17 protein-coding genes and 1 tRNA gene are annotated in these 20,160 nt (G+C 39.0%); 4 read left to right on the top strand and 14 right to left on the bottom strand.

The genetic code is table 11. From position 1 onward, the window contains the following. Nucleotides 1-11: 11 nt before the first annotated feature. The 7 genes from purC to PK1910_RS09720 form a co-directional block, all read right to left on the bottom strand. On the bottom strand, nt 12-740 hold the full coding sequence (purC, locus tag PK1910_RS09750) for a phosphoribosylaminoimidazolesuccinocarboxamide synthase (protein WP_287511537.1): 729 nt from the start codon (nt 738-740) through the stop codon (nt 12-14). A 102-nt stretch (nt 741-842) separates the two neighbouring features. Beyond that, nucleotides 843-1,334 (bottom strand): 5-(carboxyamino)imidazole ribonucleotide mutase, encoded by a 492-nt coding sequence (gene purE, locus PK1910_RS09745; RefSeq protein WP_287511536.1) that lies wholly within the window; start codon nt 1,332-1,334, stop codon nt 843-845. A gap of 178 nt (nt 1,335-1,512) precedes the next feature. Next, nucleotides 1,513-1,680, bottom strand: coding sequence for a hypothetical protein (locus PK1910_RS09740; protein WP_331298885.1), 168 nt, complete (start codon nt 1,678-1,680; stop codon nt 1,513-1,515). A gap of 87 nt (nt 1,681-1,767) precedes the next feature. After that, entirely contained in the window at nt 1,768-2,208 is a 441-nt protein-coding gene (locus PK1910_RS09735) for a hypothetical protein (RefSeq protein ID WP_004693734.1), read from the bottom strand. An 11-nt stretch (nt 2,209-2,219) separates the two neighbouring features. After that, entirely contained in the window at nt 2,220-2,666 is a 447-nt protein-coding gene (locus PK1910_RS09730; protein WP_155086388.1) for a hypothetical protein, read from the bottom strand. A gap of 27 nt (nt 2,667-2,693) precedes the next feature. Continuing rightward, nucleotides 2,694-3,269, bottom strand: coding sequence for a xanthine phosphoribosyltransferase (locus tag PK1910_RS09725; protein WP_004693737.1), 576 nt, complete (start codon nt 3,267-3,269; stop codon nt 2,694-2,696). A gap of 254 nt (nt 3,270-3,523) precedes the next feature. Continuing rightward, nucleotides 3,524-4,429 (bottom strand): LysR family transcriptional regulator, encoded by a 906-nt coding sequence (locus tag PK1910_RS09720; protein WP_012863926.1) that lies wholly within the window; start codon nt 4,427-4,429, stop codon nt 3,524-3,526. Nucleotides 4,430-4,696: 267 nt separating this feature from the next. Between PK1910_RS09720 and PK1910_RS09715 the strand changes: the two genes are divergently transcribed. From PK1910_RS09715 to PK1910_RS09705, 3 genes are all read left to right on the top strand, one after another. Next, nucleotides 4,697-8,437 carry a phosphoribosylformylglycinamidine synthase gene (locus tag PK1910_RS09715; protein WP_331298882.1) on the top strand — a complete coding sequence of 1,247 codons (3,741 nt, stop codon included), beginning with the start codon at nt 4,697-4,699 and terminating at the stop codon, nt 8,435-8,437. Nucleotides 8,438-8,602: 165 nt separating this feature from the next. Next, nucleotides 8,603-9,838 (top strand): FprA family A-type flavoprotein, encoded by a 1,236-nt coding sequence (locus PK1910_RS09710; RefSeq protein WP_021147764.1) that lies wholly within the window; start codon nt 8,603-8,605, stop codon nt 9,836-9,838. A gap of 216 nt (nt 9,839-10,054) precedes the next feature. Next, nucleotides 10,055-10,145 (top strand) — tRNA-Ser (locus PK1910_RS09705). A 96-nt stretch (nt 10,146-10,241) separates the two neighbouring features. On the opposite strand, the gene mmuM is transcribed toward PK1910_RS09705, so the two are convergent. The 3 genes from mmuM to PK1910_RS09690 form a co-directional block, all read right to left on the bottom strand. Further along, entirely contained in the window at nt 10,242-11,267 is a 1,026-nt protein-coding gene (mmuM, locus tag PK1910_RS09700) for a homocysteine S-methyltransferase (RefSeq protein WP_081094606.1), read from the bottom strand. Nucleotides 11,268-11,344: 77 nt separating this feature from the next. Further along, a complete protein-coding gene (locus PK1910_RS09695) occupies nt 11,345-12,130 on the bottom strand; it encodes a basic amino acid ABC transporter substrate-binding protein (RefSeq protein WP_021147762.1) in 786 nt (261 codons plus the stop codon). A 351-nt stretch (nt 12,131-12,481) separates the two neighbouring features. Continuing rightward, nucleotides 12,482-14,419, bottom strand: a complete 1,938-nt coding sequence (locus tag PK1910_RS09690; RefSeq protein WP_287511533.1) for an OPT family oligopeptide transporter — start codon at nt 14,417-14,419, stop codon at nt 12,482-12,484. 247 nt (nt 14,420-14,666) lie between these two features. On the opposite strand from PK1910_RS09690, the gene pepT reads away from it, so the two are divergent. Then, nucleotides 14,667-15,890 carry a peptidase T gene (gene pepT, locus PK1910_RS09685; RefSeq protein WP_205112880.1) on the top strand — a complete coding sequence of 408 codons (1,224 nt, stop codon included), beginning with the start codon at nt 14,667-14,669 and terminating at the stop codon, nt 15,888-15,890. 77 nt (nt 15,891-15,967) lie between these two features. On the opposite strand, the gene PK1910_RS09680 is transcribed toward pepT, so the two are convergent. From PK1910_RS09680 to PK1910_RS09665, 4 genes are all read right to left on the bottom strand, one after another. Beyond that, nucleotides 15,968-17,254 carry an MFS transporter gene (locus PK1910_RS09680; protein ID WP_155086384.1) on the bottom strand — a complete coding sequence of 429 codons (1,287 nt, stop codon included), beginning with the start codon at nt 17,252-17,254 and terminating at the stop codon, nt 15,968-15,970. Nucleotides 17,255-17,477: 223 nt separating this feature from the next. Beyond that, nucleotides 17,478-18,071 carry a DNA glycosylase gene (locus PK1910_RS09675; RefSeq protein ID WP_287511532.1) on the bottom strand — a complete coding sequence of 198 codons (594 nt, stop codon included), beginning with the start codon at nt 18,069-18,071 and terminating at the stop codon, nt 17,478-17,480. 148 nt (nt 18,072-18,219) lie between these two features. Next, nucleotides 18,220-19,158: a hypothetical protein gene (locus tag PK1910_RS09670; RefSeq protein WP_287511531.1), complete on the bottom strand. Its 939-nt coding sequence runs from the start codon at nt 19,156-19,158 to the stop codon at nt 18,220-18,222. A 54-nt stretch (nt 19,159-19,212) separates the two neighbouring features. After that, nucleotides 19,213-19,944 carry a sortase gene (locus PK1910_RS09665; protein ID WP_287511530.1) on the bottom strand — a complete coding sequence of 244 codons (732 nt, stop codon included), beginning with the start codon at nt 19,942-19,944 and terminating at the stop codon, nt 19,213-19,215. Nucleotides 19,945-20,160: the final 216 nt, after the last annotated feature.

The raw sequence follows: 20,160 nt of genomic DNA, 5'->3' as shown, positions 1-20,160 counted from the left end.
CTTCCCCCCTATTAGGCACGCTCACCTGTAAGACGGAATAACATTTCCTTATATGCTTCTTCAATATTACCAAGATCTCGACGGAAACGGTCTTTGTCAAGTTTTTCACCAGTTGTAGCATCCCAGAAACGGCATGTATCAGGAGAAATTTCATCACCCAATAAAACTTCACCATTATGGGTACCAAATTCTACCTTGAAATCTACAAGTGTCACATTTTTAGTAGCCAAAAATTTCTTCAATATATCATTTACCTTTAAAGTAATTGTAGAAATTACATCAAGTTGTTCTTGAGTAGCCCAACCAAGTGCTGTGATTTGGGATTCATTGGCAAATGGATCGCCTAATTCATCATTTTTGTAGCAGAATTCAAGGATTGGATGTTTAAGTGGAGTTCCTTCTTCAATGCCAAAGCGTTTAGCCATAGAGCCAGCCGCAATATTACGAACAATAACTTCAAGAGGAACTATTTTCAATGCAAGTACTGTTTGGTTGCGATCATCTTCACGACGAACGAAATGAGTTGGTACGCCTTCTTTTTTCAACAATTCAAAGAAGAAAGAGGAAATTTTATTGTTCAAAACACCTTTTCCAAGAATGGTATCATGTTTCTCACCATTAAATGCAGTGGCATCATCTTTGTAATGAACGATGTACTCATCTTTGTTATCTGTTGCATATACTTGTTTTGCTTTGCCTTCATACAATAATGTTAATTTTTCCAAATTGATGTTAGCCATGATCTTTCTCCTTTATCATAAATTAATGATACAAACTATGTAATAGATATCTAAATAAACTGTTTTTCTTAACCAATATTTAATCGCCGATGATTTACATAATTAAATATGAATAGCACCTTGTAATTCTGCATTGTCTGCTAAGACTTTTTTAGCCATATCTTTACGATATTGTTGATATTGTTCTTTCAGGTCTTTATTGAAAGCTGCTCCAATTTGCACTGCAAAGAGCGCTGCATTTTTAGCACCATCTACAGCCATGGTTGCTACAGGCATGCCAGATGGCATTTGTACAATAGCAAGTAGAGAATCAATACCTTTTAATGCGGTTGCATTAATTGGGATGCCGATAACTGGCAGTGTAGTGAAGCTCGCCACCACACCAGGTAGGTGAGCCGCTGCGCCAGCACCAGCAATAAAAGCGATAGCCCCTTCATCTTCAAGTCGTGTAACAAAATTCTTTACAGCCTCTGGGGTACGATGAGCTGAGGCAATAACCATTTCATAGGGAATGTTAAATTCATCAAGTACGGCAGATGCTTTTTTCATTGTGTCTAGGTCAGACTTGCTGCCCATGATAATACCGACCTTCATAGATCCTCCTAATAAAAAAGCCCAGCCAAAACAGACTGGGACAAATGCGCACAAGTAGCCTCCGTAGACTTGCTTTGAGTTTGTTGATTTGCATAGTTCACGGTGCTACCTCCTTCTTGTACTCAAATTGTAACACCTAACATTTACAAAATCAATACTATTTTCGAATATTTTTTTATTAAATATTTTTATCATTCATTATATTCCGAACTATTGCAAAAATATAGATTGCATCATATAAAATAATTTTAAATAAATCTGTAAAATAAAATACTGCCTTTTCAATCTTATAATAACACAAACTTACTCTATCGATTAAAATATTTATATGTTTTTTCTTATCCATACAAAAAGAGGATAACCCATTTATAAACAGGTTATCCTCTTTTCATAATTCCGAACATTAGATCACTTAACTTGTATCTATTATTGATTAGTGAGTACCACTTTCAAAGGCAGCTTTCAATTCACCTACAGATTCTGGAATATAATCTACAATAGAAGACATCAACGCATACATCAATGCAGGCTCGAACGCATCATCACCACACATATATACACAATCCAAGTATAGGCTAGAGTCTTGTTCATCAATATAAAGTTTGTAATTTTTATATGTCGCATTGTCACGATTAATTAATGCATTCAAGGCATTCATATTTTGTGCTGTTACCTTTTCAGGGCCTAACACTAAACGAACTACACTATAAATGCTGTTATCGAGAATGACGAACAAAGGCATATCCCATAAAGGAGACTTGATATAAGAACGATATACTACTGTACCGTCTTCATCATCAAAATCCTTCCGTTCAAAAGATATGATTTCTTCTTCTTTCAAAAACTTATCAAATAATAAGGATTTAGGATTCATAACAACCTCTATTAAGCTAAGCCAGCTACTTTAAGAATATCTTTATGTACAGCATCTAAATGCGGTTGAATAACTTCAAGCATAAGATTCACTACTACAGTAGGATCAAATTGTTCATTCAAACATGGTATAGACACATCCATATAAATGTTATTGTCTTCATTGCTCACGTAATATTTAGATATCTTGTAATCTTGATTTAACGTGTTAAGTTCTTTCAATACCGCAGGAATCACTTTTTTATCAATAGATGTTGTTGTGATAGCGATGCGTACATAGGTGAACGCAGAATCGTCTACAACGATGAACACAGGCAAGCTATGCTCATGAACATCCAAACGACCATGATATACAACTGTATTAAGATCGTCTGTCATTTCTTCCTTTGTAAACCAAGTGTTACCGCCTTTGTTAAGGTCAGCAACGAGTAAGTCGAATTTTTCTGCTTTTTTATTCATAATTCCCTCTAACAATAATCAGACAAATTAGTCTTCGATAAACACACAACCATTATCTTTGAATTCTTTAATGCGAACTAAAGACTCTACACGGTAGCCCGCATTTTCCAAGCGCTCACGACCAGGTTGGAAGGACTTTTCGATAGCAATCGCCATGCCTACTACTTCATCACCTGCGTCTTGAACCAACTTAGCAAGGCCCATAGCCGCCTCGCCAGACGCCAAGAAATCATCGATAATCAATACTTTCTCGCCAGCTGGTAAGAATTTTTTAGAAATGGTAATATCATAATTCTCTTCTTTTGTATAAGAGTACACAACACTATGATATACATCATCTACCATAAGGATGGATTTTTTCTTACGCGCAAATACCAATGGCACGTCTAGTTCAAGCGCAGCCATCAATGCCAACGCAATACCAGATGCTTCGATGGTAACAATACGTTGTACACCTGCATCACGGTAACGATCCGCGATTTCTTTACCAATTGCCTTAAACAATTGTGGATCGATTTGATGGTTTAAGAACCCATCTACTTTCAGCACGCGATTATTGAGGACAATCCCCTCTTCACGAATGCGTTCTTTTAATAATTCCATGTGCTCATACCTCCGCATAACTATCTTTAAATTTTAACGTAAACAACCCCTTAGGGTCAACCTATATCTAGTAAAAGTCTCATAATATAACACATAAATATCATTGCCAATATGACTTAAATATTTCGCATATGAATTATATAACTCAACTGCTTTATAAGAATATAATATAGCATGGCAAAACGTACACTAATATATAAAAAGACACACTTTAAGAAATTTTCCTAAAGTATGTCTTTAAATATGTCTTTTTCTTATAAAATTTTATCTCGAGTACTTTCACGATTAACTAGCAAGGAAGTAAATCTCGCAGCTCCTTCAGATTGAGGAACCAAGCGTGAACGCACAAGCACAATGTCGCGTGTTGGTACCGGAATATCTGTATCGATGCGCACAATAGTCCCTTCTTGCATTTTTTGTTGTACCACATGATTAGGCAACATGGAAATACCCATGTTGATTTCTACAAGATCTAGTAATACATCGACGCTACCCAATTCAAAGCGAGGCTTACGACAAGCACCATGTGTTACATCGTCAAAGAATGTACGACTAGCAGAGCCTTTATGCAAGAGTAAAATAGGCTCGTTAAGAAGGCGCCCTTGATCAAAGAATCCTGCCCCTTTATAGTCAGGACCGCCAACAAAGACATCTTGAATGGTAGCTAGCGTAGTTACCTCTAGCTGAGGATTATCTCTCAAGCCCTCATAATCATTAACCACGGCTAATTGCGCCTCTTTATTGAGTACTAATTCTACACAATCAGGAGACGGACGATTAATGATATGTAAGCCAATTTCACTTTCTTGTAATTGCCATTTGTGGAAATAAGGCAATAGGAAATGGCGACACAAAGTATCTGTGGCAGCCAAATTTAAACTTTCATAAGCTTGACTAACCCGTTCTTGTAATTGGGTAACACCATTATCAAGAATAGAGAAAGCTTTAGCTACCGTATCAAACAATTCTTTACCTTCTGGCGTGAACCCTACAGATTTTGTAGTACGCACGAAGAGAGGCATATTAAGTTCTCCTTCTAATTGTTTAATACTTTGACTGATGGCGGATTGGGACACGCCTAATTCTTTTGCGGCACGGGAAAAAGATAAATATAAGCCTACCCCTAGAAAGGTTCTATATAAATCTGCAGATACTGCCATTTTATTCACCTCTGTTATATACTAATAGTAACGTCTTACTTTTAAATACACATATCATTACCCTATTATAACTATAGACTCTCAATATATAATGAATATGTAGAAATCTTCATGAAAGTTAGGTCTTATGACCTTCATGAACTTTTCATATTTATTAGTATTTCTAATCTTTTCATTAGTAAGATTATCTTTACTTATAAGTCTAGACCGACTATACTTAATTTGTCAATATCCCATAGGGAATTATATACATTACAGGAGGCTACAATGGCTATACAACGATTATTCGTAACAAAACGAGAATCTTTCAACCTAGAAGCGCAACGCATGTTACAAACCTTACAACAGGAATTATCTATGCCTGCTACAGCTGTGACTATCTATGAGCGATACGACATCGAAAATTTAGATGCAAAAGATCTAGAGTCTGCTAAAAATTTAATTTTTTCTGAACCTCCTGTAGATACTGTATTAGAAAAAATTCCAAATGTACAAGGCTTTGTATTTGCTGTTGAATATGTGCCAGGTCAATACGATCAACGTGCTGATAGCGCAGAGCAATGTATTTCTATGCTCACCCTCACATCCGGCCACATCGTGCGTTGTGCTCGCGTATATGCTATCGAAGGCACCTTTACAAAAGAACAAGAAAATACCATCAAAGCATACTACATTAACCCTGTTGATTCCCGCGAAGCGAGCCTTGACGTACCAAACACCTTAGCTCTCGATTTAGAAGATCCAAAGCCGGTGGCAACAATCGATGGCTTTACTACGATGAGCGATGCTGATTTAGAAGCGCTCATCAAAAACTACGGTCTTGCTATGACATTAGCAGACCTTCAAATGATTAGACAACAATACGCAAAGGTGGAGCACCGCGATCCTACGATTACAGAAATTCGCCTCTTCGATACATATTGGTCTGACCATTGCCGTCACACTACCTTTATGACCGAGTTAACAGATATTACCATTGAAGACAGCCGCTTCACCGGTTCTATAAAGGAAGCCTTCGAAGAATATATGGAAGGCCGTGCTGAGCTCTACACGACTAAGAAAAAAGCTCGCTCCCTCATGGACATGGCTACATTGGCTGTAAAAGAATTGCGCCACGCTGGAGGACTTACAAATCTCGATGAATCTGATGAAATCAATGCATGTACAATCATCATCCCTGTCGATGTAAATGGCAAGACTGAAGAATGGTTGTTACTATTCAAAAACGAAACCCATAACCACCCTACTGAAATCGAACCATTTGGGGGCGCAGCTACCTGCTTAGGTGGTTGTATTCGCGACCCATTGAGCGGTCGCGCCTACGTATACCAAGCTATGCGCATCACAGGCTCTGGCGATCCACATACAAGACTTGAAGATACATTGGAAGGCAAATTACCACAAAGAAAGATCACCCAAGAAGCAGCTCGTGGTTACTCCTCTTACGGCAACCAAATCGGCCTTGCTACAGGTGAAGTAAAAGAATATTACCATCCTGGCTACGTAGCAAAGCGCATGGAAATCGGCGCAGTTATCGGTGCTGCACCTCGCAACCAAGTTCGTCGTGAGGTACCAGTTGCAGGCGATGTGGTAGTATTGCTAGGTGGTAAAACTGGCCGTGATGGCTGTGGTGGTGCTACAGGGTCCTCTAAAGAACATACCGTTGACTCTCTATCCACATGCGGTGCAGAAGTACAAAAAGGCAATGCTCTTACAGAGCGTAAAATCCAACGTTTATTCCGTCGTGGCGAAGTAACGACACTTATCAAACGTTGTAATGACTTTGGTGCAGGTGGTGTATCTGTTGCTATCGGTGAACTAACTGATGGTGTATCAATCAATCTCGACTTAGTCCCTAAAAAATATGCTGGCCTCGATGGTACAGAGTTAGCCATCTCTGAATCCCAAGAACGCATGGCCTGTGTCATCGCTGCTTCTGATGTAGAGGCGTTCAAAGCATACTGCGACGAAGAAAACCTGGAGTGTACAGTTGTGGCAGAGGTAACTGATACAAATCGCCTCATCATGAACTGGAATGGCGAAACAATTGTAGATATTAGCCGCGACTTTTTAAATACAAATGGTGCCAATCAACAACAAGAAGCTATCGTAAAAGCTCCAGCAGATCGATCCTACTTCTTACGTGGTTCAGCTAGTGCAGATAACTTCAAGGAAAAATGGCTTGCAGCCGTATCCGATTTAAATGCAGCATCCCAACAAGGCTTAGCGGAACGCTTTGACAGCACTGTAGGCGCCAATACTGTCCTCATGCCATTTGGTGGCAAATTCCAAAAAACGCCTACTCAAGGCATGGTTGCTAAATTACCGGTTCTAAATGGTGAAACTACAACGGCGAGTATTATGACTCATGGTTTTGTGCCTGAGTTATCTGCATGGAGCCCTTATCATGGTGCGCAATATGCAGTACTTTTATCTGTAGCAAAATTAGTAGCTCTTGGCGGTCGCCGAGAAGACGCATACTTAACATTACAAGAATATTTTGAACGCCTCAACTCTAAAGAATCTTGGGGTAAGCCAGTAGCAGCTTTACTTGGTGCTTATAAAGCACAAAAAGAACTTGAAATCGGTGCTATCGGCGGCAAGGACTCTATGAGCGGTACATTTATGGATCTTACCGTTCCCCCTACCCTCGTATCCTTTGCGGTTGGTACAGCTCATGTAGATAATATTGTGAGCCAAGACCTTAAAGGCGTAGATCACCGTCTCGTATTCTTCGATGTACCTCGTACATACGATGACACCCCTGATTGGGATCGATTCAAAGAAAACTGCGATACACTACAAGAACAAATTGAAAAAGGTCGCGTTTACTCTGCCTATGTAGTTGATCAAGGCGGCATTCCTGAAGCAGTCACTAAAATGGCCCTTGGCAACAATATTGGTGTTAAATTCGATAAATACGCTGAACGTGGTATCTTCCAACCAGCCCTTGGTTCCTTCATCGTTGAAGTAGATATTACAGCTGTTAATTATCTTTTAGAGTTACCTGATGTGAAAGTTATCGGTGTAACCCAAGCCACACCTGTTATCGAATGGGAAGGACAATCTGTTTCTCTCAAAGAAATACAAGCTACTTATGAAGCACCTCTAAACGATATTTTCCCTATGCATGCACCAAACGGCTTTGGTGAAGCAGTCGCTTACATTCATGATCAACACGCTAAACCTCGCAGCGCCTCCCTAGGTGCCAAACCAAAAGTTCTTATTCCAGTATTCCCTGGCACAAACTGTGAATTTGACTCTGCTCGCGCCTTTGAACGGGCTGGTGCAGAAACAGATATCGTGCTTATCCGCAACCAAACTCCAGAACAATTAAAAGAATCTATCGACGTAATCAAAGCTAAATTAGCAGAGTCTCAAATTCTTATGTTCCCAGGAGGTTTCAGTGCCGGTGATGAGCCAGATGGTTCTGGTAAATTCATAGCCACCCTCTTCCGCAACCCATACCTTGCAGAAGGTTTAGAAAACCTCTTGTACAAACAAGATGGCCTTGTATTAGGTATTTGTAACGGCTTCCAAGCGCTCATCAAGTTAGGCTTATTACCTGGTGGACATATTGAAACGTTAACTGCAGATCATCCTACATTGACATACAATACCATTGGTCGTCACTTATCTCGCATGGTTAATACGAAAGTTATTTCCACAAAGTCCCCTTGGATGAGTGATGCTAAAGCTGGAGAAATTTACACAGTACCAATTTCTCACGGCGAAGGTCGCTTTATAGCTTCTCCTCAACAAGTGTTAGAGTTCAATAAAACTGGCCAAATCGCTACACAATATGTAGACTTTGATGGTATCGCCTCCATGGATAGTCGCTTCAATCCTAACCAATCTGTAGCCGCTATCGAAGGTATTTATAGCCCTGATGGTCGCGTATTCGGCAAAATGGCACACTCCGAACGCTGTGGTGCTGGCATTAGCAAAAATATTCCTGGCCAATTAGAAATGCCAATCTTTACATCTGGTGTAAAATACTTCAAATAATTGGTCACTATGAACTTTCATGTGAAAGCCTACTTCTTCAAGTAGGCTTTTTCAATATTGATTTTTTTCGAAAATATTAGTATTATAAATTGATACTATATTTACAGACATGAGTTCTCATGTAAAGCTATACATACCTAGTGTGGGTTAAGAAAGGATTTTATTATGCATTGTGCTCAGAAAATGACTCATAATATCTACTGGATTGGTAGTAATGACTGGACAACAGAACGTTTCGAAAACTTATTTCCTATTCCAAATGGTGTTAGCTATAACAGCTATTTCATCGACGATGAAAAGACTTGTGTGGTAGACTCTGTAGATGCTGAAATTCGTGAAGAGTACTTCGACAACTTGACTCACCTCTTAAATGGTCGTGAACTTGATTACATCGTCGTAAACCATATGGAACCTGATCATTGCCAAACATTATTGGAAACATTGGAACGTTATCCAAATTGTAAAATGGTAGGCAACGCTACAACATTCCGCATGTTTGAGCAATTCTATAACACTCCAAAACCAGAACAATACCATCAAATTAAAGAGGGCGATGAAATCTGTTTAGGTAAACATACTTTGGTTTCTTACACTATGCCTATGGTTCACTGGCCTGAAGTAACTTGTACATACGAAAAATCTACAGGCACATTGTTCTCTGCAGATGCTTTTGGTACATTCGGTACAGTTAATGGTAATATCTTTGCTGACCAAACCGATTTCGTAGCTACATACGAAGAAGAAGCTCGCCGTTACTATACAAATATCGTTGGTAAATACGGACCACAAGTACAAAATGCGCTTCGCAAAATTTCTAGCCTTGATATCAAACGGATTGCTCCACTTCATGGTCCAATCTGGCGCACCCCTGAATCTATCCAATATATCACGCACAAATACTTACATTGGTCCAGCTATACTGCTGAGAAAAAAGGTGTTGTTATCGCTTTTGGTTCCATGTACGGCAATACTCGTGCTATTGCTCAACAATTGGCTAAACAACTCTCCAAACGTGGTGTTACAGATATCAGAATTTACGATGTTTCCAAAACGAATGCTTCCTACATCATCTCCGATGCTTGGAAATATACTAACTTGGTAACTATCGCACCTACATATAACTTGAATCTATACCTTACTATGGAAAACTTTATCCATGAATTAAAAGCCCTTAACTTCCAAAACCATAAGGTATCCATCATCGGTAACCACTCTTGGGCTTCCGCTGCGATGAAAACAATGGTTTCCCATTTCGAAAATGACTTCAAAGACATTGAAATCGTTTCCGAACCACTAGATATCAAATCCTCTTTGAAAGAAGAAGATCTGCCATTAATTGAAAAAATGGCAGACGATATCAAAGCATCCATTGAAGCTGCTGAAATTAAAGACGTATTCTAATACAAGAGCCGCCTAAATAGGCGGCTTTTCTTTTTATATACCAGATTTTATACGCCTAAAACCAAGCTATGATTTTTGGTTTATATCCATTTATTGAAATCAAATACTATATTTTAAAAGCCTTGTAAATATGCAATAATTCTACTATTTTTTTGCTTGACATAAATCTAACTTTTTCATATACTATACAAGTACCTGTTACACAACAGAATACATGGAGAGGTGTCCGAGCGGCTGAAGGAGCATGATTGGAAATCATGTGTGCGGTTATCCCGTACCCAGGGTTCAAATCCCTGTCTCTCCGCCATAGTAAAAGCAGTGCTTTCGCACTGCTTTTTTATTTGCATATAAAGAAAAAGCTATTCGAATTATACTCGAATAGCTTTTTGTATATCACACTATATTAGTTGTGAATTTTCTTTGCAATATCACCGATAATTTCAGGTGTTGTTCTACAACAGCCACCAATGATTTCAGCTCCAGCTTTTCGCCATACCTCAACGTAGTCTACAAATGAAGCAGCATCGCCATACCAAGTTTTAGTTTTACTATCATAGCTTTCACCAAGATTAGGATATACAGCAATCGGTTTATCTGTAACAGTACGAATATCTTTTATCAATGATTCTACATATTCCGGTTTAGTACAATTAATGCCAATCCCCGTAATAGGATGTACCTTATCGATCATTTGTGCACATTTAATAATGGTTTCGCCACTAGAAACATGATGCCCATCCTTACAGGAAAAAGAAATCCACCCGGGAATACCTTTTGATGTAAACGGATCAGACATAGCTCTCGCAATAGCAATCGCTTCAGCATAAGACGGTATAGTTTCAAAGGATAATATGTCTGGATGTTCTTCGCAGAACAATGCTAGCCGTGGAATATGGAATATCTCTAGATATTCTGTTTGCACATCAGGATAACCACGGTATTCAGAGCCATCAGCCAAGAAAGCGCCATAAGGTCCTACAGAGGCTGCCACCAACGGTTTAGGTAAAGCACCTTCAGAAAAATATCTAACCCCCTCAGGAGTCTCTTCGCCAAGTTTAATACCACGCAATGTAAGCGCCCCACTCGCCTTTGCTTCTAAAAACTCATTACGAGCTTGCACGGCTAAACGAACAGATAGTTTAACGAGCTCTATCGCTTCTTCCGTTCCATAACCTAAACCTTTAAAGCCTGCTACTGTCGCTTGATAGCCAGAGCTTTGAATGATATCGGCACCCGCAGCTAAATAAGAAATATGTATTTTCTTGATGATATCTGGCTGATCCATGAGAACCTTAGCAGACCACAACTTATGTTGAATATCACAGCCATAACGCTCTAATTCGGTCCCTAAAGCCCCATCTAAGACGAGGGCGCCCTTTTCCTTAATAATATCTAAAAATGCACTTCGTTTAGCCATCATATCACCCATTCTATACATACCTTCATATAACACGAGGCTTACCTAGCATATTATATCAAATAATACATTCTGGTACTATCTACAAACTATTTTAATACCTCTGCTGGAGGCTCCTTACCAAACCATTTCTTATAAATTTCTGCATATTTACCGTTTGCTTTGATCTTAGCCAAACCATCATTGATTTTGTTAAGCAATTCTGTATTGCCTTTTTTCACAGCAATACCTAGTGGTGCCGCATCATAGTCCTCTCCAGTAACCTTTGCGATACCTTTGCCCTTACCATTAACATAATATTCGTTTACTGGTGTATCATTGATAACTACATCGACGCCTTTATTTTGCAATTCTAAGAACGCATCGACAATAATATTAAACTGACGTACATCGGCATTTGGAATCTTGCTAGCAATCTCTGCGCCAGTAGAGCCGATGGATACACCAATGCGTTTACCTTCTAGATCCTTAAAGCTATTAATATTGGTGTTATCAATGTTTACAACGAGACCATTACCTGCAATATAGTACGGTTTACTAAAATCAACGGATTTTGCTCGTTCTTCAGAAATAGTCATATCCGAAATAGCAATGTCGATGGTGTTACTTTGTAATGCTGGTAAAAGCGCATCGAAGTTTAGATTTTGAATATCTGCTTCTATGCCCTCTTCGTTTGCAATCGCATTGATAATATCAATATCAAATCCAGCTAATTTACCACTATCTTTGTCTTTAAAACCAAATGGTGCATAGGTCGCATCAGTACCTACGCGCCATGCCTTCTGACTATTCCCCTCCTGACCACAGCCTGCGATTAATAAACTACTAGCAATGGTGAAAGCCCCTAATAGAGCTGCTATTTTCTTAAATTTCATATTATTATCCTTACTTCTCTCTGTTCTATCTAGAAACAGAGTTCTTCTTAATCAACTAATATATCTATACTTACACTTATGAGCATAATAAAAATAATACCTCTAAAGGTATTATAGTTTTATGATAACATTCGATATAGTACGGGTCAATAAATCCAACTATACCAATAGGTATTGAATTGATATAGTTTTTAGCTATATCGAAAATAACATTCTTAAGTATATAAAAAGACCGCCTTTACCAAGCATAGATGAAACTTGATAAAGGCGGTCATCTCCAAAATGGAGGATTCCTGGTTATTTATAGAATAAATAAGCTATTCAATTCATTTAGGATATATAGTATGTAATTTATTTAGCATGTTTAGCTTTTATATACATAGCTACCTTGTACAAGAACGTACAGAGTAATAAATACATTACGATACTGAGGTATGTCGCTTCAGGTGTTTCTACCCAAGCTTGAGCAAATACATCAACACCTGCAATGCGAAGCACCGCACTGAACAAGGAGCCAATAGCACCACCAGCTACGAGACCAGAGGCAATTGTACTACCTTTGGAGAAGCGAAGATCTGCCAATTCTTTGTCTTTTGTACTATTTTGTACAAAATACGCAATCAAACCTCCGATAAGTAATGGTGTATTGATTTCCATTGGCAAGTATGTGCCCAAGGCAAATGCCAACGGTGGAACTCTTACCATCCACAAGATGATTGCAAATAATGCGCCAGCCATGTATAGAGGCCATTGAGCACTACCACCAGTCATCATTGGCTCAATGATGGCAGCCATAGCGTTCGCTTGAGGTGCATTTAATGCATGATCTCCTACAAATCCATAAGCATCGTTCAAAAGAATCATAACACCTACAGAAAGTACGGCACAAAGAATAGTACCAACGATTTGCCATTGTTCCATTTTCTTAGGTGTAGCACCTGTCATATGTGCCACCTTAAGTTCAGACATGAAGTTACCAGCCATCCCAATAGTAGTACCGATAAAGGATGCCATCATGAGGACTGCAATCATACCGACCTTACCAGTCATACCTGCTGCGGTTAAGCATACAGCGGAGATGATAATCATAAAGATTGTCATACCTGAAACTGGTTCTGTACCTGTATAAGCGATGGAGCTAATCCCCACTACAGACAATAGGAAGGACATAATAAGAACGATTAAGAACGCTACAATTGTTTGTCCGAAGCTTTCAGCATACATAAAATGGAAATATGCTGCAAATAAAACTGTACATAACAAGATGCCAGCACCAATCCAAGATGTAGGTACGTCACGTTGTGTACGAAGCAAATTAACATCTACAGTTTTAGAACTAAAGATGTCAAGCACTGCATTTTTAACAACATTTGCTACCACTTTAGACATTGTAATTAGACCGATGATGCCTGCCATAGCGAGCATGCCGATACCAATATGACGAACATAATCAAGGAATACCTTGCGAATTGGGGCCTCGCCCAATGGAACTGCATGGCCGCCAATTTGCATGATATGTTCAGGCGCTAAATAGTACACAATCGGAATACATACAAACCAAGAGAAGAAGGAACCGGCTGCAATGATAGCCGCATAGCGAAGGCCCGTAAAATAACCAAGGCCAAGCAATGCTGCATCAGTATCTACCGCTGCGGTTAGCTTAGTTTGATCTGCAAGGGCTGCCCCCCACTTAAAGGTAGCAGTGCGAATAACCTCTTGCCACCACCCTAAACTATTAAGAATAAAGTCATACACGAGAGCAATTAAACCAGAGCCAAGCATAAGTTTTGCTTTGCTGCCTTCATTACTCATCAATACTTCCGCTGCAGCACGACCACTTGGGAACGGATACACATAGTGCATTTCCTCAACGAAATAGCGACGGAACATAACGCATAATAAAACACCTAAAACGCCGCCAAGAATGATAGGAATCGCCATTTGTACGAATGATACATCTGTTACATTCCAGATGTAAAGAGCTGGCAAGAAGAACATAGCCCCTGCTAATGTGTTCGTACTAGAACTAGCGATAGCTTGAATGTGTACCGTTTCGGCAAAAGCATTTTGCCGTTTTAAAATAACTGCTGTACCCATAGCAAGTACAGATACTGGTGCAAAAGCATCTACTGTTTGACCGATTTTCAAACATAAATAGCCAACAGCCAGTGTGAAAACTGCCGCATAGAACAAGCCCCAGAATACTACATATGAGTTAATCTCTACGTAATCTTTCTTAGGATCTAACACCGGTTCTATGGGTGGAATGGAACGAACCTCGTCCGACATAGTAAAACCTCCTCACAGAAAAAGTACAAACGTATAACTATTCACCTTTATACTAACACGGTACTACACATGGTTCAATGGTTTTCTATGCACTATGCGAATAAAACAATACACCCCCTATAAATAATTATTTTGCATTTTTGGCGTCCCTGTTCTACAATGAAAGTATATTAAGAATCTCTATTATGTAACGGTATCGTATACTGCCCTGTATAACACGTATGTTTACTTACGAGGAGGCTTCATTATGGAATCAATGGTCGAACGTTTTGTACGCTATACGAGCATAAATACACGGTCTAATGAGGAAAGTACAACCATTCCTAGTACTCAAACTCAAGTAGACTTTGCTACGAATGTGCTCGTTCCCGATTTAAAAGCAATAGGTTTAGATGAGGTTATTTATAATCGTGAAAATGGTTTTGTCATCGGCACATTACATGCTAACACTGATGAGAAAGCTCCTTCCATCGGCTTCATTGCCCATATGGATACAGCTGATTATAATGCAGAAAATATTAAACCTCGTATCGTAGAAAACTATGATGGTAGTGATATTTGCCTCAATAAAGAACACCAAATCTTCACCCGACGTGCCGACTTTCCAAATCTAAAAAATTACATTGGCAAGTCCTTAGTTGTAACCGACGGTTTAACACTCCTCGGTGGTGACGACAAGGCTGGTATCTGTGAAATCATGGAAGCGCTCACCTACCTCGTAGCTCATCCAGAAATCAAACATGGTAAAATCATGTGTGCTTTCGGTCCAGACGAAGAAATCGGTACTGGAGCAGACCACTTCGATGTTAAACAATTCCCTGTAGACTATGCTTACACTATCGATGGTGAAAGTCTAGGCCAACTTGAATACGAAACCTTTAATGCAGCTGGCGGTACCGTTACCCTAAAAGGTGTTTCTGTTCACACCGGCACAGCCAAGGGCATTATGATCAACTGTGCTAAACTAGCTATGCAATTTGACGCTTTATTGCCAGGAGCAGCTGTTCCTGAACACACCTGTGGTCGCCAAGGTTTTTTTATGCTCATGAGCATGGAAACACAAGTAGATACCGGTAAAATGAACTACATTATCCGCGACCATGACAAGGAACTGTTCGAAGCAAAAAAAGCATTCTTCTTACAAGCAGGTCAAACATTGAACGAAATATATGGTCGTGAAGTATGTGAAGTATCTGTAAAAGACCAATACTACAACATGTACGATGTCATCAAAGATAATATGGAATGTGTAAATGTAGCCAAAGCAGCAATGGAAAAAGCTGGGATTACACCTATTTGTGATCCTATTCGCGGTGGCACAGATGGATCCAAAATCTCCTTCATGGGCATTCCTACACCAAATATTTTTACAGGCGTAGAAAACCTACATGGCCGTCATGAATTCGCATGTATCGATGATATGAAAAAAGCTGTTGAAGTTATCGTTAATATTGTAAATATCGAAAAATAATAGCATTAGCAAAGCAGTAGTAGATAACAAAAAGGACTATACGAGCCTAGGCTCGTATAGTCCTTTTAATTTACATATTACGCAAGCTTATTATTACGCTTACGATTTCTAATTTCTTCCTCTTCAGCGCGAGCTTTTAAAGAAAGATCTCTTTCAGTCCCCACATAACGACCATATAATAAATAATAAGCAACCAGCGCAAGGAGCGCCACAACAACGGTTACATGGAACATACTAGTATAACCTACAACCTCTTTAACAGCGCCTAAAATATAGGGGCCAAAGCCTAGCCCCATGTCCAAGGCAATGAAGTATGTGGATGTGGCAACACCAATACGATGAACAGGTACTATTTTAACAGTAACAGCTTGTCCGTTGGACATAAATGTACCATATCCAAGGCCAACAAACACAGCCGATAAAAGCACAAGCCATGTAGAGTGGGCGATGGATAATAAGAAAATACCAAGTGCTAAGGATACAAAACAAGGATAAAGAACGAAGTTTTCACCTTTCATATCAAACACAATACCAAGCAATGGTCTTGTTATAGTAATAACTACAGCATATACAACAAAGAAGAAGGTACCTGCCATAATAAGATCTAGGTCTTTTGTGTAGGCTGCCATAAAGCCAATAACACCAGAGTAGGCAAAACCGACTAGAATGGAAACAAGACTGATTGAATTCATCCGTGGTTCAATGTAGTCCGAGATTCTAATGCCCTTATGTGCTTCAGATTCAATACCAAGTTTAGGTTCATTAAATTTCATGATGACAGAGCCAATACCGCAAAGGATGATAAGTGCAACACAGAATGCGATGATAAAATCATAACCAAGACTATGAAGCATCAAGATACCTAAGAATGGCCCTACTGCAGCGGCGAGAGAGGTAGATAAGCCATAATAGTTAATCCCTTCCCCACGGCGTGACGTAGGAATAATAGCAGCTATGATAGTACTTGTAGCAGTAGATGTAATACCATAAGCAAAACCATTTAAGAAACGAACACTATCAAGCATTAGTAAATTAGGTGTATAGAAATACATAGCCGTTGAAATCAAGTAAATCAATAACCCTAAATAGAGCATCTTGCGACACCCTAGGATACTGATAAACCGTCCTGCCAACAAACGGGCTACAACGGTGCCAATAATATATATACCAACAGCAAGTCCCGCTTGACTAGCCGTAGCATGAAGATTATCTTTTGCTACAACCGCAATAATAACGATTAATAAATAATAAATTAAAAATACTAAGAAATTAATCAAAGTATCAAGGACAAAGGATTTTGTCCACAAGGCCTCCTTAGCCTTATCCATATTATCAACTCCATTTTTTAAATTATTGTCAACCAGTTTGCGACAACGGTTAATTATAAACCTCTCATTATAAAAAACAAGAATTAAAATATTATATATCTCATCAATTTTATTTATAACAAACTACATATTCACAATAAATATGCATTAATTTCCATTTTAATATCTCATATATTTTTACGATATAAAAACACCTTCAATAGCGACAGATGAGACCAAAAGACTCAAAGCCAACCATTAAAGGTGCTACTTTAAATATTTATTTTGTTTTTAGACCACAAGCTTTGAAGAAATTCTTGTACGCTTCAGCCTTTTTCGGTAGGCTCAACGGATAGGCACGTGATGTAGATGGCAAACGTGTCAATGTCAATTCCCGACCATTAAATACAAAAGGAATTGTTTCACCAGTTTTAGGTAATTTAACCTTTTCTGGTAAAAGGCTCAATAAAATCTCCGTAGCCTTGCCGCCTGTTGTACCAATATGCTTACAGTCAGGGATTTGCTCCAGTACGTCCGCAAGTGGAACTGGTTCAACGACCTTAAGAAATGCATCAGATGCATTCCCTTTTTCGCGAATAGCTTTCAAAACAGTAGGACAAGATGCAATTCCAGTTTCAGACAAAAAGGCTTTAATCTTCTCAGGATCCATCGCTTTTTCCTCACCATTTCTAAAATGATCCTTTTCATCAAAGAATACGAGGCCAAAAACACGCCACATATCATTTTGGAAATTTGGATAATGGAATTCCATAGCACGTTTTGATTGTTCTGGAGGAAATGTGCCCATCATCATGACTGTTGCCTTCTTTGGTAAGAATGGAGGGAATGGTCTTGTTTCAATTGTTTCTGCCATATAGCATCAACTCCTTTCACATTCTAATATGAACTTAATTTTCAATACAATATATGAGATATATCACACATTATAATCCAATTAGCTCCTAGGTGAAAGCAACTAAAGAACTTATTAAAATATATCAATAGACTTACATTATCTATTATTATTGGCCAATTGGTTGAGAAACTAAGGTATTAATATGATCAAAACCAACTGGTGTCGGAGATACGAGATACAAGCAAATTACAGCAGCCACGGCAAAACCGATTGCTAAATAAGAAAAACTGCCATTCCGAGGAAATTCATACATACCAAAGAGGCGTATCCCTATAGCAGCACCAATAGCTGTAATTAAAGACGGTATAGAAAAAATGTTATAAAAGCCGAATACTACCATAAGTCCTGCATAGCCACCTACTACAGTAACCATAGGCAACATGCGATCCATTGGATTTGGAATGGATCGCGTAAGTGCAGCTGGATAATAGGAAGCCTCTACGCCAAACATACCTAAGAATATATTAAAACCAGCCCAAATGCTATCCCATGCGCTTCTAAAAGCATCTCTATGCTTGCCGGCATACCATGCAAAGTCCGTAACGATTAAAATGGATAAGCCTACACAAACAAAGTAGAATTCACTAGGAATTTTAGGACCTATATACGCGCCTACAGCTGTTACAATGGCACTCAAAATCGATGCCACTATTACGCGCTGTAAACGAGGCCGTTTATTTTCAGGAATGCGTTTATACACAGTAGCCAATAACTCTAAAACAAAGCAAGCCATAAAAACAGCAATGCCTGCAGCAGGAACAAAGAAGGCGCTTCCCAAACTCAAAATGAAGGGAATGCACAAGCGCCATTTAGGGAATAAGACAAGATCTTTATAATCTAAACGAATATCTTGTGTTTCCATAGTGAAGTTGTTGTACACCACAAAAAGCAACATAAAGGCGATTACGTCAACCGCAGTGGCACCCCAAATCAATAAGGTTGGTACTACAACCATTGATAAGGCTACCCCAGAAAGGCGAGATAAGCCAGCAGCCACTAAGCCCAGTAATAAAAACGGTGTTAAAGCAGATATAATTTCGAGCATAATATTCCTCCCATCATTGTATAAATTTAAGTATATAGTATCTACCACACTACATCAAGGAGAGATATATTTTTTCATAGCTAGACGCTTTCGCACAGCAGAGGTAGAGCATCCCATCGCCTGTGCAATCTTTGCAACTCCATAACCTTGTGCACGGAGTTTTTTAATCTTATTTTCGTCTAGATCAAGAGTATTTGCCCTTATTTCTATACCTTGCTCTCGCAAATACATTGCCACTGTAGAACCACGTATCCCATAAGCCAGTCCAATGTCATCTGTACTCATGTGATGATGAATATATAAATAAGCCATCTCCTCTACGCGCATAGGCTTTCGAACTTTAGGAAGTAAGCAATTCCCCATATGCCGCAATACATGGTGAACTTTCCATCGCGATATACCATACATACGAGCAATGGCATCTGTACTATTTCCACTTTTATAAGCCCTACATATACGTACTACATCTATAGAGACGTTTTTATTTGATTGCTGACAAGCCAATCCATATTCTTTCAAGCGATTCGCTATCGTCGTAATAGACACATCATAACGCTTTGCTAATGAATGGAGCGACCACTTACCGGTCTCATACAAAGCTTGTACATGGACCATATTGATTTCTTTCTTCAGAGGCCTCCGTTCGATATCGTACGCTTTCATACGGCGCATGATGGTATCAACACTACATTGAAAATAATCCGCCACATCGCGAACGCTCCATTGCTTCTCTATATATAATTGGTGCAACAACTGTTTTGGTATAACACGCACATTTCGATACATAATTTTACCTTTCCTTATAAACGAACTCCTTCCCCTATTATTGTGAAAGTTTCACTAGGAAAAAACAATAAAAAAGAGGTTCCTAATAGTCACATAGGTGACCAATAGGAACCTCTTTCAATATGTAATTATATGCCCCACATTATGATATGTGACAGTATGGTTGCTATACCACATCAATGCACAATCCATTATTATTTATGTTCCAATAAAACC

Source organism: Veillonella parvula (assembly GCF_036456085.1).
Taxonomy (GTDB): domain Bacteria; phylum Bacillota; class Negativicutes; order Veillonellales; family Veillonellaceae; genus Veillonella; species Veillonella parvula_E.
This window is presented reverse-complemented; position numbering and strand designations above follow the sequence as displayed.

What these genes read in the sequence shown, in the direction of transcription:
- purC (WP_287511537.1), bottom strand. Translation starts at nt 740, where the DNA reads ATGGCTAACATCAATTTGGAAAAATTAACATTATTGTATGAAGGCAAA.
- purE (WP_287511536.1), bottom strand. Translation starts at nt 1,334, where the DNA reads ATGAAGGTCGGTATTATCATGGGCAGCAAGTCTGACCTAGACACAATG.
- PK1910_RS09740 (WP_331298885.1), bottom strand. Translation starts at nt 1,680, where the DNA reads ATGGATAAGAAAAAACATATAAATATTTTAATCGATAGAGTAAGTTTG.
- PK1910_RS09735 (WP_004693734.1), bottom strand. Translation starts at nt 2,208, where the DNA reads ATGAATCCTAAATCCTTATTATTTGATAAGTTTTTGAAAGAAGAAGAA.
- PK1910_RS09730 (WP_155086388.1), bottom strand. Translation starts at nt 2,666, where the DNA reads ATGAATAAAAAAGCAGAAAAATTCGACTTACTCGTTGCTGACCTTAAC.
- PK1910_RS09725 (WP_004693737.1), bottom strand. Translation starts at nt 3,269, where the DNA reads ATGGAATTATTAAAAGAACGCATTCGTGAAGAGGGGATTGTCCTCAAT.
- PK1910_RS09720 (WP_012863926.1), bottom strand. Translation starts at nt 4,429, where the DNA reads ATGGCAGTATCTGCAGATTTATATAGAACCTTTCTAGGGGTAGGCTTA.
- PK1910_RS09715 (WP_331298882.1), top strand. Translation starts at nt 4,697, where the DNA reads ATGGCTATACAACGATTATTCGTAACAAAACGAGAATCTTTCAACCTA.
- PK1910_RS09710 (WP_021147764.1), top strand. Translation starts at nt 8,603, where the DNA reads ATGCATTGTGCTCAGAAAATGACTCATAATATCTACTGGATTGGTAGT.
- mmuM (WP_081094606.1), bottom strand. Translation starts at nt 11,267, where the DNA reads ATGGGTGATATGATGGCTAAACGAAGTGCATTTTTAGATATTATTAAG.
- PK1910_RS09695 (WP_021147762.1), bottom strand. Translation starts at nt 12,130, where the DNA reads ATGAAATTTAAGAAAATAGCAGCTCTATTAGGGGCTTTCACCATTGCT.
- PK1910_RS09690 (WP_287511533.1), bottom strand. Translation starts at nt 14,419, where the DNA reads ATGTCGGACGAGGTTCGTTCCATTCCACCCATAGAACCGGTGTTAGAT.
- pepT (WP_205112880.1), top strand. Translation starts at nt 14,667, where the DNA reads ATGGAATCAATGGTCGAACGTTTTGTACGCTATACGAGCATAAATACA.
- PK1910_RS09675 (WP_287511532.1), bottom strand. Translation starts at nt 18,071, where the DNA reads ATGGCAGAAACAATTGAAACAAGACCATTCCCTCCATTCTTACCAAAG.
- PK1910_RS09670 (WP_287511531.1), bottom strand. Translation starts at nt 19,158, where the DNA reads ATGCTCGAAATTATATCTGCTTTAACACCGTTTTTATTACTGGGCTTA.
- PK1910_RS09665 (WP_287511530.1), bottom strand. Translation starts at nt 19,944, where the DNA reads ATGTATCGAAATGTGCGTGTTATACCAAAACAGTTGTTGCACCAATTA.